This window comes from Ruegeria meonggei (assembly GCF_042768335.1).
Lineage (GTDB): Bacteria > Pseudomonadota > Alphaproteobacteria > Rhodobacterales > Rhodobacteraceae > Ruegeria > Ruegeria meonggei.
Genome location: NZ_JAXHBT010000001.1, coordinates 2,477,052 through 2,492,099, shown reverse-complemented (window position 1 = coordinate 2,492,099; position 15,048 = coordinate 2,477,052). Strand labels below are relative to the sequence as shown.

Annotated in this window: 15 protein-coding genes; 3 read left to right on the top strand and 12 right to left on the bottom strand. The window is 58.9% G+C overall.

The annotated features are described in order from the left end of the window. Nucleotide 1: 1 nt before the first annotated feature. The 9 genes from SJY13_RS12205 to trpS all read right to left on the bottom strand — a co-directional run bounded on the left by SJY13_RS12205 (nt 2) and on the right by trpS (nt 7,467). The gene (locus tag SJY13_RS12205) at nt 2-1,531 is read right to left on the bottom strand and encodes an ABC transporter ATP-binding protein (protein WP_377191250.1); all 1,530 of its coding nucleotides are present in this window, start codon (nt 1,529-1,531) and stop codon (nt 2-4) included. An 85-nt stretch (nt 1,532-1,616) separates the two neighbouring features. After that, nucleotides 1,617-2,615 (bottom strand): BMP family lipoprotein, encoded by a 999-nt coding sequence (locus SJY13_RS12200; RefSeq protein WP_085823037.1) that lies wholly within the window; start codon nt 2,613-2,615, stop codon nt 1,617-1,619. A gap of 159 nt (nt 2,616-2,774) precedes the next feature. Then, a complete protein-coding gene (locus tag SJY13_RS12195; protein ID WP_377191249.1) occupies nt 2,775-3,188 on the bottom strand; it encodes a GNAT family N-acetyltransferase in 414 nt (137 codons plus the stop codon). Continuing rightward, nucleotides 3,185-3,772, bottom strand: coding sequence for a tRNA (adenosine(37)-N6)-threonylcarbamoyltransferase complex dimerization subunit type 1 TsaB (gene tsaB / locus SJY13_RS12190; RefSeq protein WP_377191248.1), 588 nt, complete (start codon nt 3,770-3,772; stop codon nt 3,185-3,187). The genes SJY13_RS12195 and tsaB overlap by 4 nt, the downstream gene beginning before the upstream one ends. Further along, nucleotides 3,762-4,325: a NifU family protein gene (locus SJY13_RS12185; protein ID WP_085822884.1), complete on the bottom strand. Its 564-nt coding sequence runs from the start codon at nt 4,323-4,325 to the stop codon at nt 3,762-3,764. The genes tsaB and SJY13_RS12185 overlap by 11 nt, the downstream gene beginning before the upstream one ends. 69 nt (nt 4,326-4,394) lie before the next feature. Next, nucleotides 4,395-4,985, bottom strand: a complete 591-nt coding sequence (locus tag SJY13_RS12180) for a 2-hydroxychromene-2-carboxylate isomerase (RefSeq protein WP_377191247.1) — start codon at nt 4,983-4,985, stop codon at nt 4,395-4,397. Nucleotides 4,986-4,994: 9 nt separating this feature from the next. Further along, nucleotides 4,995-5,450 carry a universal stress protein gene (locus SJY13_RS12175; RefSeq protein ID WP_085822882.1) on the bottom strand — a complete coding sequence of 152 codons (456 nt, stop codon included), beginning with the start codon at nt 5,448-5,450 and terminating at the stop codon, nt 4,995-4,997. Between the two features lie 65 nt (nt 5,451-5,515). Further along, nucleotides 5,516-6,379 carry a branched-chain amino acid aminotransferase gene (locus SJY13_RS12170; protein WP_377191246.1) on the bottom strand — a complete coding sequence of 288 codons (864 nt, stop codon included), beginning with the start codon at nt 6,377-6,379 and terminating at the stop codon, nt 5,516-5,518. 59 nt (nt 6,380-6,438) lie between these two features. Continuing rightward, nucleotides 6,439-7,467, bottom strand: coding sequence for a tryptophan--tRNA ligase (gene trpS, locus SJY13_RS12165; RefSeq protein WP_377191245.1), 1,029 nt, complete (start codon nt 7,465-7,467; stop codon nt 6,439-6,441). 86 nt (nt 7,468-7,553) lie between these two features. Between trpS and SJY13_RS12160 the strand changes: the two genes are divergently transcribed. Then, nucleotides 7,554-8,240, top strand: coding sequence for a rhomboid family intramembrane serine protease (locus SJY13_RS12160; protein ID WP_377191244.1), 687 nt, complete (start codon nt 7,554-7,556; stop codon nt 8,238-8,240). Here SJY13_RS12160 and murJ read toward each other — a convergent pair whose 3' ends face one another. The 3 genes from murJ to SJY13_RS12145 are packed head-to-tail and all read right to left on the bottom strand — an operon-like array spanning nt 8,241 to nt 13,730. After that, the gene (gene murJ / locus SJY13_RS12155; protein WP_377191243.1) at nt 8,241-9,782 is read right to left on the bottom strand and encodes a murein biosynthesis integral membrane protein MurJ; all 1,542 of its coding nucleotides are present in this window, start codon (nt 9,780-9,782) and stop codon (nt 8,241-8,243) included. Next, nucleotides 9,779-12,598: a [protein-PII] uridylyltransferase gene (locus tag SJY13_RS12150; protein WP_377191242.1), complete on the bottom strand. Its 2,820-nt coding sequence runs from the start codon at nt 12,596-12,598 to the stop codon at nt 9,779-9,781. Before SJY13_RS12150 ends, murJ begins: the two co-directional genes overlap by 4 nt. Next, entirely contained in the window at nt 12,558-13,730 is a 1,173-nt protein-coding gene (locus SJY13_RS12145) for a penicillin-binding protein activator (protein WP_377191241.1), read from the bottom strand. Before SJY13_RS12145 ends, SJY13_RS12150 begins: the two co-directional genes overlap by 41 nt. 87 nt (nt 13,731-13,817) lie before the next feature. Between SJY13_RS12145 and rsmI the strand changes: the two genes are divergently transcribed. Next, nucleotides 13,818-14,675 (top strand): 16S rRNA (cytidine(1402)-2'-O)-methyltransferase, encoded by an 858-nt coding sequence (rsmI, locus tag SJY13_RS12140; RefSeq protein ID WP_377191240.1) that lies wholly within the window; start codon nt 13,818-13,820, stop codon nt 14,673-14,675. A 1-nt stretch (nt 14,676) separates the two neighbouring features. Next, nucleotides 14,677-15,048 carry a YraN family protein gene (locus SJY13_RS12135; protein WP_377191239.1) on the top strand — a complete coding sequence of 124 codons (372 nt, stop codon included), beginning with the start codon at nt 14,677-14,679 and terminating at the stop codon, nt 15,046-15,048.

The window sequence follows — 15,048 nt, the reverse complement described above, 5'->3', positions numbered from 1 at the left end:
GTTACGCGGCCTCTCCCGCAACACCGGCCATCAGCAGGCCCAGTTCTTTTTCGTCTGTTTCATGGGGCAGGCGTTCGCCCATGACATGTCCGTCAAACATCACCGCGATCCGATCTGAAAGTGAGAAGATCTCTTCCAGCTCGACCGAAACCAGCAGGATCGCCTTACCTTGATCGCGCAGCGCGACGATCTGTTTGTGAATGAATTCGATGGCGCCGATATCGACCCCGCGGGTTGGTTGACCAACCAGCAACAGATCGGGGTTCCGCTCAATCTCGCGGGCGACGACGATCTTTTGCTGGTTACCACCCGAGAAGCTCTTGGCCGCCAGCCAGGCATCGGGGGGGCGCACGTCGAATTTTTCGATCTTGGCCTCGGTGTCGGCGCGCAGGGCGGCGTTGTCCATAAAGATGCCGCGTTGATAGGCCGGGTCGCGATGATAGCCGAAGGCCACGTTTTCCCAGGCATGGAAATCCATGATCAGACCTTCGCGCTGCCGGTCCTCGGGTACGTGGGCAATGTGCTGCGCGCGCCGCGCCTGACCGTCCGAGCCTGCACCGCTGAGCGCCAATGGCGCGCCGTTCAGCCGGATGTTGCCCTGACCCGGACGCATCCCGCCCAGAACTTCCAGAAACTCCGACTGGCCGTTGCCAGCAACGCCCGCAATGCCAAGGATCTCGCCAGCGCGGACGGTCAGGTCGATGCCTTTGACGCGTTCAACACCCGCCGAATCGAATACCCGCAGGTTTTCGACCTCGAGAATCGGTTTACCAGGCTGTGCGGGCACCTTGTCGACCTGCAGCAGAACCTTGCGACCCACCATCAGCTCGGCCAATTCCTCGGGGCTGGTTTCATTGGTTTTGACCGTTGCCGTCATCTGACCGCGCCGCATGACCGAGACAGTATCGGTGTTCTCCATGATCTCACGCAGCTTGTGGGTGATGACGATGATTGTTTTGCCCTCGGCCCGCAGACGGTCGAGGATGCGGAACAGCTGATCGGCCTCGGCCGGGGTCAGCACACCAGTGGGCTCGTCCAGAATCAGAATCTCGGCCTTGCGATACAGCGCCTTCAGGATTTCGACCCGCTGCTGCATCCCAACGCCGATCTCGTCGATGCGTTTGTCGGGGTCGACGAACAGCTCGTATTCTTCCTCAAGGTCCTTCAACTCTTTGCGGGCCTTGGACAGCGACGGGGCCAGCAAGCCGCCATCTTCGGCCCCCAGAACGATGTTTTCCAAAACGGTGAAGTTTTCAACCAGCTTGAAATGCTGGAACACCATACCGATGCCCGACGCAATCGCGGCCTGGCTGTCAGGGATATCGGTCTTGGTTCCCTTGATCCAGATTTCGCCTTTGTCGGCTTTGTAAAACCCGTAGAGAATGCTCATCAACGTGGATTTGCCCGCACCGTTTTCACCGATGATCCCGTGGATCGTGCCGGGGGCGACGCTGATGGAAATGTCTTTGTTGGCCTGAACCGGCCCAAAGGCTTTGGAAATCCCTTTGAGCTCAATGGCGGGGACGGTCATGTCTTGTCCTCAATTGCCGAAAGGGCCGCAGTTGGAAACGCGGCAAAGTGGAAACGAGGCGGGGATACCCCCGCCCCGCGTGATATCAGAACTGCAGTGCCGGGCAGCTGTCGTTCTCGTAATAGCTGACAACAGAGACGTTGCCGTCGATGATGTCCTGACGGGCTTTGTCGACCGCAGCTTTCATGTCATCGGACACGAGGGCTGCGTTGTTGTCGTCCATCGCAACGCCAACGCCATCCTGGGCCAGACCCATGGTGAACACACCGGTTTCGACGTTGTCACCAGCGCTCATTGCCTCAAAAACGGCAACGTCCACACGTTTCAGCATCGAGGTCAGAACTTTGCCGGGGTGCAGGTGGTTCTGGTTGCTGTCCACGCCGATCGACAGGATGCCTTCGTCAGCGGCAGTTTGCAGTACGCCAACGCCGGTACCGCCAGCTGCGGCATAGACAACGTCAGCGCCCTGGCTGATCTGCGCCTTGGTCAGTTCAGAACCCTTAACCGGGTCGTTCCACGCCGCAGGTGTCGTGCCGGTCATGTTGGCAACGACGTTGATGTCCGGGTTCACGGCCTTGGCGCCTTGCGCATAGCCACAGCCAAAGTGACGGATCAGTGGAACATCCATCCCACCAATAAAGCCGACAGTGCCTGACTCTGAGGCCATAGCGGCCATCATACCAACCAGATACGACCCTTCATGTTCGGCAAAACCAACCTGACGCACATTTGGTGCGTCCAGCCATGTCACGTCGATCACAACAAAGGTCGTGTCAGGGTAATCAGAGGCAACGGCGCTCAGCGGGTCGGCCATACCGAATCCCATGGTGATGATCGGGTTTGAACCTGCCTCGGCAAACCGACGCAGGGCCTGTTCGCGCTGCGCTTCGGATTGCATTTCAATCTCGCGATAGGTGCCACCGGTTTCCTCGGCCCAACGCGACGCGCCGTTATGGGCCGCTTCGTTGAACGATTTGTCGAACTTGCCACCCAGGTCAAAGATCAGTGCTGGATCAGCCAAAGCAGCGCCAGCAGTCAGCGCGACGGTGGCGGCAGCACCCATCAAGGATTTCATCAGGGTCATTTGATACTCCCGTTTGTTATTATCGGTCGGGGCCAAGATAGCCCCGTTTACCCACTGTGAGCGAGCATAACTGTTGTGATGGCGGGAATTAAGGACGTTTGCAACAGCCGCGGTCAACTGATTTTTGACCATATGGTCGAAAAATTTCAGCCAAAAGATTCAGCGCAGACTGCGCTCCATTACAATAGCATCGATTTTGCGATCGTTTTCAATCAGATAATATGCCTTGCGCCGCCCGCATGGCGCGTACCCAAAACGTTTGTACAGCGCGATTGCCGGGTGATTGTCGGCGGCAACGTCCAGGAAGGCGCGGGTGGCGCCCAACTCCTGGGCTTTTTCATGCCAGTCCTGCATAAGTAGCGACGCCAAACCCTGACACTGAACGCCGGGGTGGGTTGCGATTGTCAGCAATTCGGCCTCGTCCGCGATGACCTGAAACAGTGCGAAAGACTGTTCTTTTTCAACAAGATGAGAAAAACGATTGGACAACAGGCTTGCGAATTCATCTGCGGTCCAAGGGCGCGACTGGGTAAAGGCCGCCGCATGGATATGTGCAAGATCCTGCGGTGTCATTCGTCCAGCAATACCGGAGGTGAATCCTTGGATGGGGCGGCATCTGCAGGCCGGACATAAAGCGGGGCCGGAGGTTCGGAAACTGTCTGCCAGCCGAGCGCAGCGACCCGGGCGATAGCCCGAACCTGCGCATCAGGGTCATCGTTCAGAATCAAGGACCCGAGTGATTCTGCGTCTGCCTGCGCCATCAACACCGGTTCTTGAGCTGGCAGCGCGACATAGACGTGTTCGCGGGGTGCGCGGATCGCTGGCAGGCCGTCCTTGGCCATATTGGACAACGCGTCAAATCCGGAAACACCCACGGCGGGAATTCCAAGCCCCAGGGCCAGACCTCGCGCCGCAGAAACCGAAATACGGATGCCGGTGAAATTGCCCGGTCCGATGCCGACACCGATGGCGGTAAGGTCGTTCCAGGTGCACCCGGTATCGGTTAACAGGTCCTGGATCAGGGGCATCAGCCGCTCGGCTTGTCCGCGCGACATGTGTTCGACCCGGGATGCGGCGATGGTGTCACCCCGCAACAAAGCGGCCGCGCAATGCGCGGCCGATGTATCAAACGCCAGAATGATCGGGTCAGACGGCAACAGGGCGAACCTCTGTCACTTCGGGGATGTAGTGGCGCAGCAGGTTCTCGATCCCCATCTTCAGCGTCAGGGTCGAGGACGGGCAGCCCGCGCAGGCACCCTGCATATGCAGGTAAACAACACCTCGGTCAAAGCCGTGGAATGTGATGTCACCGCCGTCCTGGGCCACTGCCGGACGCACGCGGCTGTCCAGCAGGTCTTTGATCTGGTTGACAATTTCAGAATCCTCGCCCGTATGTTCGGCATGGCCCGAGGCGGTTTCCACACCCGCACCCATCACTGGCTGACCGGATTGGTAATGCTCCATCACCGCGCCCAGAATGGCGGGCTTGATGTGGTCCCACTGCACGTCGTCCGATTTGGTCACGGTCACGAAATCGTTGCCAAAGAATACGCCCGTGACGCCGCTGACCGCAAAGATACGCTTGGCCAGAGGTGACTTCTCTCCGGCGTCCGGTGTTGGGAAATCCGCCGTGCCCGCTTCCAGCACGGTCTGGCCGGGTAGGAATTTCAACGTTGCCGGGTTCGGCGTGGATTCGGTCTGGATGAACATGGCGCAGCTCCGTTTCAGTTGCATCTGATATGCGGGTCCGCGCCGGGGAAGTCAAGATTTGGAACCATTCTAAATAGTGGAAGCCATCATTATTGCGTCATCCAACCGGTCATCGCCCCAATAAAGCGCATCCCCGACCACAAAGCTGGGCGCGCCGAACAGGTCTTTGCTTTGGGCGGTACTCGTCTGCTCAATCAGTGCTGCCTTAATCGCGGGATCCTGAGTGCGGGCTAGCGCCTCGACGGGCAGTCCCACAGAGGACAGGCAATCACCCAGCACCGCATCATCCGAGATATTCAGGCCATTACCGAATTCAGCAGAATACACGGCGCGAACAAACGCAGCCTTTTGGACCGGGTCTTGGATCGCCAGAACCATTCGGGCGGCCTTGAGGCCATTCTGGGGAAACGGGTCTGGCCGTTTGAAGGGCAGGCCGCGCTGGGCGGAAAGACGTTCCATGTCACGCCACATGTAGCGGCCCTTGGCGGGGTACAGGTTAAATGGCGAATTGTCCCAGCCCTGTGCCGCAAAAATCGGCCCCAGCAGGAAAGGCTGCCAGTCCACCGAAACACCGTGCTGCACTGCCAGTTCTTCGATGCGCATCGCGCTCAGATAGGAGTAGGTCGAGGCAAACTCGAACCAGAATTGAATGCGCGGCATTGTTGGGCCTCAGGTGATCGCTTCCAGTTTTTCCTTGCTCAGGTCGCCGGGCACGATGGTGATCGGAATGGGCAGGCTGCCCGAGTTCTTGGTCAGTTGCGTGACCAGAGGGCCGGGGCCTTTCTTGTCGGTGCCCGCACCCAGAACCAGCACGCCTATCTCAGACTCGGACTGAACATGTTCGATGATCTGCGCCACCGGCTCTCCTTCGCGGATCGCGAGTTCAGGGTCGACTCCCTGTTTGTCCCGCATCCATTTGGCGAAAACCTCATAATGGGCGTGGATACGCTCGCGCGCTTCTTCCCGCATCACTTCGGCCACGCCGATCCAGTGGTTGAACTCATCAGGTGGGATAACCGACAGAATTGCCACGCCGCCCCCGGTATGGGCTGCGCGCATGGCGGCAAAGCGCATTGCGTTCAGGCATTCACGACTGTCATCCAGAACAACCAGGAATTTGCGCATGGGGTGTCCTCATTCATTTCGGGCGATCATGCCCGACCAAATGCGTGCTTGCAACAAGAGGGTGATCAACGCGTGGTGGCAGCCCAGTCCCAGTACAACTCGCGCGCTCGGCGCGCGACCGGGCCAACCTGATACCGCGTGTCTTCCAGCGCGGTAATCGGGGTGATCTTGCTCATGTTGCCGGTCATGAAGACCTCATCCGCTTTGTGGAAGTCTTCGAAACTGAGGATAGCTTCGTGTACAGTGACGCCGTCAGCACGCAGGTTCCGGATGTGACGGGCGCGGGTGATACCTGCCAGAAAGGTGCCGTTTGGCGTGGGTGTGAACACCTCGCCATCGCGGACCATAAAGATATTGGCGGTTGCGGTTTCAGCGACATGCCCCAACGCATCTGCCACCAGCGCGTTCGAGAACCCCTTGGCGCGCACCTCTTGCAACATCCGCGCATTGTTGGGGTAAAGACATCCTGCCTTGGCATTCACAACAGCGGACTCCAGCACTGGGCGACGGAATCGCGTGGTGCCCAGCGTGGCCGAGGCGGTCTCGGGCGCCATCGGAATTTCCTCAAGGCAGATCGCAAAGCCTGTGCTGTTTTCCTGTGGGACGATGGCGGTGGCGTCGCCGTCGATCCCCCAATACATCGGCCGGATGTAGACGGCCGATCCAATGTCGTAGGATTCTAGCCCTTCACGGATGATCTCGACCATCTGCTCGGTTGTGACGGTTGGGGTCAGCATCAGCGCCTGGGCCGATCTGTTCACGCGGGTGCAATGAGCCGCCAGGTCCGGTGCCAGGCCATCGAAAAAGCGCGCACCGTCAAAGACCGAAGAACCCAGCCATGCGCCATGATCGGCAGCCCGCATGATCGGGGCGTCCCCGCTATGCCACTGCCCTTCGAAAAAGGTGCGGATGTTTTTGCCGACTGCCATGACGCCCTCCCAAGCATTTGCGCAAACCTAGGAAGGCGTCGCGGCAAGGTCCAGAGCAATCAGCCCAGTTTTGCGCCGACCATGCCCACGATGTCGTAGGTTTGTTGCAGGATCGGGGCCGCAATCGCGCGCGCCCTTTCCGCACCACGGGCAAGTATCCTGTCAATCTCGGCCTCTTCGCCCATCAGGCGGGACATTTCAGCCGAAATAGGCGACAGTTTTGAAACCGCCAGTTCTGCCAGCATCGGCTTGAATTCACCGAACTGTTTTCCGCCGACATCGGCCAAAACCTGTTCCACCGTCTGATCGCTGAGCGCCGCAAAGATGTTCACCAGATTGCGCGCGTCGGGACGATCCTCAAGACCTTCGATCTCCGAGGGCAAGGCCTCGGGGTCGGTCTTTGCCTTGCGGATTTTCTTGGCGATCGTGTCAGCATCATCGGTCATGTTAATGCGGCTCATGTCCGATGGGTCGGACTTGGACATTTTCTTTGACCCATCCCGCAAGCTCATGACCCGAGTTGCCGCACCTTCGATCACCGGTTCGGTTAGGGGAAAGAAGTCAACGCCATAGTCATGGTTAAACTTGGTCGCGATATCACGGGTCAGTTCCAGATGTTGCTTTTGATCATCACCCACCGGAACATGCGTCGCGTGATACACGAGGATATCCGCGGCCATCAGCGCCGGGTAGGCAAACAGACCCAGCGATGCGTTCTGTGCGTTCTTGCCAGCCTTGTCCTTGAACTGGGTCATGCGCTGCATCCAGCCCAGTCGGGCGACGCAGTTGAATATCCACGCAAGTTGCGCGTGTTCAGGCACCTGGCTTTGGTTGAACAGGATCGACTTTTCCGGGTCCAGGCCAGACGCGATGTACCCTGCACACAGCTCGCGCGTGGCATGGCGTAATTCTTTTGGATCCTGCCAAACGGTGACCGCGTGTAGATCGACCATGCAATAGATCGTCTGATAATCGGACCCTTGCATCCGAACCCAGTTCCGCAAGGCACCCAAATAGTTGCCAAGGTGCAAATTGCCCGAGGGCTGCGCACCGGAAAACACGCGCGGCGTAAACTGGGTTTCGGTCATCGAAAGGAACTCCCGTCTGGAAAAATCAGCCTCCGTCGATTACCCATGGCGTCAAGGGACGTCAACAGCCGCGAAAGGCCCGCCCAATGAGCAGTGAGCATTATACACCCGCCGTGAACCCTCTGCCGCCCGTGGTGGTGGCGCTGGTTCTGTTCATAATGGGAATCGAGCTGGCTTTTACATTGGGGGCCCGAGGTCTGGTGGGCGGGCCGTCGGCGGTGGGGTGGCGACTGGATGCGTTGCAAAACTATTCCTTCTCGCCTGATATCTTCGACTGGATGGTCGAAAACGGGCGCTGGTCGTTTGAACATGTCATTCGCTTTGTAACTTACCCGTTTGTATCCGGCACATTCACGCAGGCCATCTTCGTCTGCGTTTTCCTGTTGGCCATGGGCAAGATGGTGGCCGAGGTTTTTGGCGGAGTGCAGATGCTGGCGATCTTTGTGTTGTCCGGCGTAGGCGGTGCGCTGGCTTATGCGCTTCTGCTGGACCCGAATTATCCGCTGGTTGGAGGGTTCCCGCCCGTCTACGGCCTGATCGGCGCGTTCACCTGGTTGCTATGGCGTAAACTGTCATTGATCGGTGAAAACCAATCTCGCGCATTTGGTCTGATTGCGGCTTTGATGGGGATTCAACTGGTCTTTGGCCTGCTGTTTGGCGGCACGTCCGACTGGGTGGCTGATCTTGGCGGGTTTGCTACAGGCTTTGGGTTGTCATTCTTTCTGGCACCAGGTGGCTGGGCGCGCATTGTTCGACGCATTCGCCGCGATTGATCACGACCTGCGCAGGGCACGTTTGAAATCGGACAGCTCAAAAGCACCCAGAAGGTGGCCTAGGAAGAAATAAGTGGCAGCGGCAACTTTGATCAGGATGATCAGCGCCAGATACCGCCATCCGGACAGCTCGAATGCCCAGCCAAACAGGTGAATAGCGATATAAAGGACGACGCCCATCCCCAGTGACGCCACCACGATGCGCCACGCACGGCGTTTTAATCTGTCGTCGAACCGGGCCTCTTCGCCCATACGGCGCGCGCCGAGGATCAACAGACCAACCATCGCCCATCCCGCGACCGAGGCTGCGATGGCGGGCGCGATCCAGCCTACAATCGGATAAAGTCCAAAGGCCAGCCCGGCATTTGTGATCATCGCAACCACAGCATAGTGGAACGGGGATCTTGTATCCTCGCGCGCGAAGAACAGCGGTTGCAGCAGTTTCTGCAACATAAAAGCGGGCAGACCGACGCCATAAATCGCGACGGCCATGGCGGTGGCGGCCGTGTCTTCGGCGCTGAACTGTCCCCGCTCGAACAGGACCGAGACCATGGGCAACGGTAGAACCACGAAGGCCACCGTAGACGGGATGGTCAGCAAAAGCGTGAACTCTCCGGCGCGGGAAAAGGCGTTCCGCGCACCGTCTTTGTCACCGGCACGCAGTCGCCGTGACAGGTCGGGCAGCAGGACAATGCCGACGGCGATGCCCACGACGCCCAAAGGCAGTTGGTACAGACGGTCCGCTGCAAACAGCCAGCTAACGGCTTTTTCGGTTTTCGAAGCAACAAGTTGACCGACCACAAGGTTGATCTGCGTGACCCCCATGGCCAGTGCAGCGGGAACGGCGATACGCACCATATGGCGCATCTCGGGGTTCAGCTTGGGCAGGCCGGGCCGGATGCGAATACCCGCACGTTCGGTTGCGATCCAGACCAATGCAAGCTGCGCGATACCGGCCAAAGGGATGACTGTGATCAGCCAGCGGATCACTTCACCCCCTGACACCGCGCCTGCGATCAGGGCGGTGCATGCAAAGATGTTCAAAAGCACCGGCGCGGCAGCAGCCGCTGCAAACCGGCCCGTTGCATTCAACACCCCGGAAAAAAGCGCCGCCAGCGACATAAACAGGATGTAGGGAAACACCACATAGCTGTAATCGACGGCCAGATCGAACCTTTCGTCACCATAAAACCCTTCGGCCGTAGCCCAAACCAAAGCGGGCATGAACACCATGGCCAGACCGACCAGCCCCAGAACGGCCACCGCCAGAAGGTTAAAGGCATCTTGCGCAAAACCTTCGGCGTTTTCCTCGCCTTCCAGCCGTTTCGAGAACATTGGTACAAAGGCTGCATTAAACGCGCCCTCAGCAAAGAACCGGCGGAACATGTTGGGCAGGCGGAAGGCGGCGACAAAGGCGTCCATCACCGGGCCCGGTCCGATATAGGCGGTCAGCAGGATTTCCCGCAAAAAGCCCAGAATCCGGCTGGCCAAGGTCCAGAAGCCGACCGTGAACAGGCCTGAGAACAGCCGGATCTGTTTCATGATTCCGCGCGCTCTGCGCCCTCAGTAATGGCCTTGCGCAGCTTGGCCTCAAGCGCGCGTTGCTTGCTTTCCGAGTGGTATTTCAGCCCGAACATATCCTTGACGTAGAACGTATCGACCACTTGTTCGCCATAGGTGGCAATCACCGCGTTGGCGACATAGACATTTCCGGCGGCCAGAGTACGCGCCAGATCGTACAGCAGGCCGGGCCGGTCGCGGGTGTCGACCTCAATGATCGTGTAGATCTCGGACCCTTCATTGTCGAAGATGATATGGGTCGGCACGTTAAAGGCCCGTTCGCGTTTCTTGATCTTGTCACGCGATTTCAACGCGTCGCGCGCTACCACCTCGCCTTTGAGTGTCTTGTGGATCATCTGGGTCAGGCGTGGCAGACGGCTGGCCTCGAACGGGTGGCCGTCGGCGTCCTGAATCCAAAACGCATCGGTCACGTATCCGTCCTTGGTGGTGTAACTGCGGGCATCGACCACGTTGGCGCCAACCAACGCCAGTGCGCCGGCGATGCGGGCAAAAATACCGGGATGATCGGCCATTGTGAAACAGGCTCGGGTCGCATCGCGATCTTCGTCCGGGTGCAGGCGGATTTCCATGGCTCCGGCATCGCCGCTGCGGTCCAGTTCCCGCAACATCTCGGCAAACTCAACATGGGTCGACAGGTTCAGGCCCTGCCAATAGGGGTCGTAATGCCGCCCCGTTTCAGTCTTGAGGTCTGCCTTGGACCAACCCTCCAGCTCTGTGCGCAGGGCTTTCTTGGCGCCTGCCCCGCGGTTGGCCCGGTTCAGGTCCTCCATCCCGGTTTCAAGGGCGCGCTTGGTTTCCGCATGCAAGGCACGCAGCAGGGTGGCTTTCCAGTTGTTCCACGTGTTTGGCCCCACGCCTCGAATATCGCAGACCGTCAACACTGTCAGTAGGTCCAGACGTTTGACCGTTTTCACTGCTTTGGCAAAGTCCCGCACCGTGCGTGGGTCCGAGATATCGCGCTTTTGCGCCATATCCGACATCAACAGGTGATAACGCACCAGCCATTCCACTGTTTCCGAATCCGCTTTGTTCAACCCCAGTCGAGGCGCTACCTTGCGGGCGATCTTCGCCCCCAGGATCGAGTGGTCCTCGGGTCGTCCCTTGGCGATGTCATGGATCAACAACGCGACATACAGAACCTTGCGGTTGACCCCTTCCTTCAGGATCGACGAGGCCAAAGGCAGCGATTCAACCAGCTCACCGCGCTCAATCTGGGCCAGGTTCACGATGCACTGGATGGTGTGCTCGTCCACTGTATAGCTGTGATACATGTTGAACTGCATCATCGCGACGATGTGTTCGAATTCGGGCAGGAAGGCGGACAACACACCCAGTTCGTTCATCCGACGCAGGGCGCGTTCCGGGTTGCCGTGTTTCAGCATCAGATCCAGGAAGATGCGCTGTGCCTCTTTGTTTTCGCGCATGTCATCGTCGATCAATGTCAGGTTGGCGCTGACCAGACGCATCGCGTCCGGATGGATCAGCATGCCTGTGCGCAGGCCTTCCTCGAACAGACGCAGGAGGTTCAGCTTATCAGATAGGAAGGTGTCGGGATCGGCCACATCCAGACGGCCATGCACGACCTTATAACCCGCTTTGACCCGTGGACGGCGGCGAAAGATACGCTCTAGCAACGGTGCGCCTTTCATATGAGACGCCTCAAGTTTGGTCAGGAAAATGCGGGTCAATTCCCCGACGCGGGTCGCTTCGCGGAAATAGCGTTGCATAAAGACTTCAACGGCACGGCGGCCCGCCCTGTCTTCGTAGCCCATGCGGGCCGCAACCTCGACCTGCATATCAAAGGTCAGCTGTTCGGTGGCGCGGTTGGTCACCAGATGCAGATGTGATCGCACAGCCCAGAGGAAATCCTCGGCCTCGACAAAAGTGCTGAATTCCTCGGACGTGAACAGGCCCAGTGGCACCAGTTCGGCCACGTCCTGAACGCCATAGATGTATTTCGCGATCCAATAGAGCGATTGAAGGTCGCGCAGCCCGCCTTTGCCTTCTTTGACGTTGGGCTCGACCATGTAACGCTGACCCTGTTTGTGGTGGCGTTCGTCGCGTTCCTGAAGCTTGGCTTCGATGAACTGGCGCTCGCTACCCTTGAACAGATCGGCCTTCAGGCGCGCGTCCAATTCGGCCGCGAGGTCAGTGTCACCGGCCAGATAACGCTGTTCCAGCATGGCGGTGCGGATGGTGAAGTCTTCGGCTCCTAGACGCAGGCAATCTTTAATAGTGCGCGATGAATGCCCCACCTTCAGCCGCAAATCCCACAGGATGTAGAGCATGGATTCGATCACACTCTCGGCCCAGGCGGTGATCTTGTAGGGGGTCAGAAACAGCAGGTCGACATCCGAGGCAGGCGCCATTTCACCGCGCCCATAGCCGCCCACGGCCAGCACCGCGATCTTTTCGCCCTGTGTTGGCGTGGCCAACGGGTGCAGATCCTGGCTGGCGACTTTCATTGCGGTGCAGACCAGCCCGTCTGTCAGATACGTATAGGAATGCGTCAAGGGCCGCGCTTCAAACGGTCGGTTGGCAAAAGCCGCAGCAATCGCTTGCCGCCCGGCTTTTTGGGCATCCCGCAAAATACGCACGGTTTCCCCACGCCGTGCGGCGTTGTCGGATGTGGTGTCGAAGGCCTCTGACAGTTTCGCCATGACGGCACCACCGTCAAAGATTTCATCAGCCGGGCAGATCAGCTCACCCTTGCGGGAGAGCGTCAGTACCGGTTGATCAGAATCCAGCGCCAGAGAAGCTTTGTGGGGCAGGGTCAATCACTACTACCTGTTTATTCTGGATCGTGGCGACAGCCAGACCGCGTTCATTCGTACCGTTCGACCGCAGGCGGAAGATACCGCCTACACCTTGGAAACCGGCATTCTGTGTCAAGGCAGCCGCAGTCAGCGCGTTGGACTTGCCCTGGCTCACTAACGCGGCGATGGCGGCGATACCGTCATAGGCCAGCCCGCTGATCGGATGCGGGGCTTCGCCGTAGGTGTTGTTGTATCGTTGACGATAGGCCTGTGCCTTGGAAGGGTCCGGCAAAGCGAACCAGCCGCCCTGAACGCCCGGTAGTTCCAGCGTTTGTGATGGGATATCCCATCGTGTCAGGCCAATGTATTGCGTGTTTGTGGGGGAAACCCCCGCCTCGGGCAGCAGCTGAGAATACAGCGGCAGCGCTCCGGCGGTGGTTGCTGTCAGAAACAGCGAATCCGCCCCTGCCGCATCCACGGTCGCCTTGATGGTCGGGACCGAGTTGATGACGCCTTGCTGCGATCGGTCGTAGCCGACGGTCCCGGCATTGTTTACCCGGCTGCTGCTCAGCGCAGTTGCAATTGCGGATTGCCCCAGTTGACCGGCGGCATCGTTGCTGTGGACGATTACCATGCCGTTCTTGCCTTGCGACCCGGCAAAGCTGACCAGCCGGCCGGCCGTGTTGTTGAAAGTGGGGCCCAGCACGAACACGTTGCCGCCCGCAATGCTGGTGTTGTTTGAAAAGGACAAAACGTTGACGTTGTTGTTCAATACGGCAAGACCGGCAGAGTTTGCCGCCTGTGCGTATACCGGGCCAATGATAATTTTTGCGCCGTCTGCTACCGCTTGTTGCGCTACACTTGCCGCAGTGTTTGAGCTGCCCCGCGTATCGTAGACACGCAAGTCAATCTTCACCTTCTGAAGGTCGGCCATGGCCAGACGGGCTGCATTCTCAAGGCTGCGCGCCAGGGCCGCATCGCCGGAATTCGCCGACCCGGCGGGCACCAGCAGAGCAACAGGCACAGGTTCGGAGGTGTTGATCGATGGGCCTCCGCCCAGTCCGCCCGCGTCACACGCGGCCAGAAATGCGGCGGTGGCCAGGACAGCGGCGGATTTCGCCAGCTTGCGAACGGGCTTGCAAACGGTAAACATCTAAATGAAAACTCCCTGATCCGGCGGCTTGGGATGCTGCCATTCGTTGCGCCGCGATAATAAACGTCACGCTGTGAGGGTCCAGCTTTGAATTTCCAAAACGTCAGATTGGGCGCCGGCCTGTATTTTGTTGCCACTCCGATCGGGGCCGCGCGCGATATCACACTCAGGGCATTGGACGTGCTGGCCTCGGCCGATGTGATTGCGGCCGAAGACACCCGCAGCCTGCGGCGGTTGATGGAAATTCACGGTGTCCCGTTGGAAGGGCGGCGCATTCAGGCCTATCACGACCACAGCGGCGCTGGTGCACGGGGTAAAATACTGGACGCGTTGCAACAGGGCAAATCGGTGGCCTACGCCTCCGAGGCGGGAATGCCGCTGATTGCCGATCCGGGCTATGATCTGGGGCGGCAGGCAGCAGAAGAGGGCCATATGGTGACCTGCGCGCCGGGCCCGTCTGCAGCGCTGATGGCGTTGACGTTGGCGGGGTTGCCGACAGATGCCTTCTTTTTTGCCGGCTTTCTGCCAAACGCATCCGGCGCACGTCGAACCCGGATCGAGGCGTTGCGTGACGTCCCCGGTACACTGGTTTTCTACGAATCCCCCAAGCGTGTGGCGGCTTGCCTGTCTGACCTGTCTCAGGTTTTGGGCGATGACCGCCAGGCTGCGATGTGCCGTGAGTTGACCAAGAAGTTCGAAGAAGTTCGGCGCGGGACACTGGCAGATCTGGCCGCGGACCTCCGCGGGCAGACGGTTAAAGGTGAAATTGTTCTGCTGGTGGACCGGGGACATTCGGAAACCGTTAACGAATCTGACATAGAAGAGGCGTTGACACACGCGCTGGAGACTCATTCGGTGCGGGATGCGGCTGATCTGGTGTCTCAGATGTATAAGCTGCCGCGCCGCCCGATTTACCAACTGGCACTGAAGCTGGGAAAGGGATGACATGACGCCACGATCCGTTCGCAGTTCGGTGTCTTACCACGCCGGGCAGGCTGCGGAGCATCAAGTGGCCTCAGAATACGAACGGCGCGGGTATATTATTGCGCACCGCCGTTGGCGCGGGGTGGGTGGTGAAATTGATCTGATCGCTCGCAACGATGAGGGGCTTGTGTTCATAGAGGTCAAGAAAAGCACAAGTTTCGAGAAGGCTGCAGCCCGGATCAATCGCCGCCAGATGGACCGAATTTGTGCGTCTGCGGGACAGTTTCTGGAAAATGAACCAAATGGTCAGCTGACGAATGTGCGCTTTGACGCGGCCCTGGTCGACGCCTCTGGCGCTGTTCAAATCATCGAGAACGCCTTTGATCAGGTCTGA

Excerpts from the sequence above, each read along its gene's own strand:
- SJY13_RS12205 (WP_377191250.1), bottom strand. The coding sequence starts at position 1,531 with ATGACCGTCCCCGCCATTGAGCTCAAAGGGATTTCCAAAGCCTTTGGG.
- SJY13_RS12200 (WP_085823037.1), bottom strand. The coding sequence starts at position 2,615 with ATGACCCTGATGAAATCCTTGATGGGTGCTGCCGCCACCGTCGCGCTG.
- SJY13_RS12195 (WP_377191249.1), bottom strand. The coding sequence starts at position 3,188 with ATGACACCGCAGGATCTTGCACATATCCATGCGGCGGCCTTTACCCAG.
- SJY13_RS12185 (WP_085822884.1), bottom strand. The coding sequence starts at position 4,325 with ATGTTCATCCAGACCGAATCCACGCCGAACCCGGCAACGTTGAAATTC.
- SJY13_RS12180 (WP_377191247.1), bottom strand. The coding sequence starts at position 4,985 with ATGCCGCGCATTCAATTCTGGTTCGAGTTTGCCTCGACCTACTCCTAT.
- SJY13_RS12175 (WP_085822882.1), bottom strand. The coding sequence starts at position 5,450 with ATGCGCAAATTCCTGGTTGTTCTGGATGACAGTCGTGAATGCCTGAAC.
- SJY13_RS12170 (WP_377191246.1), bottom strand. The coding sequence starts at position 6,379 with ATGGCAGTCGGCAAAAACATCCGCACCTTTTTCGAAGGGCAGTGGCAT.
- trpS (WP_377191245.1), bottom strand. The coding sequence starts at position 7,467 with ATGACCGAAACCCAGTTTACGCCGCGCGTGTTTTCCGGTGCGCAGCCC.
- SJY13_RS12160 (WP_377191244.1), top strand. The coding sequence starts at position 7,554 with ATGAGCAGTGAGCATTATACACCCGCCGTGAACCCTCTGCCGCCCGTG.
- murJ (WP_377191243.1), bottom strand. The coding sequence starts at position 9,782 with ATGAAACAGATCCGGCTGTTCTCAGGCCTGTTCACGGTCGGCTTCTGG.
- SJY13_RS12145 (WP_377191241.1), bottom strand. The coding sequence starts at position 13,730 with ATGTTTACCGTTTGCAAGCCCGTTCGCAAGCTGGCGAAATCCGCCGCT.
- SJY13_RS12135 (WP_377191239.1), top strand. The coding sequence starts at position 14,677 with ATGACGCCACGATCCGTTCGCAGTTCGGTGTCTTACCACGCCGGGCAG.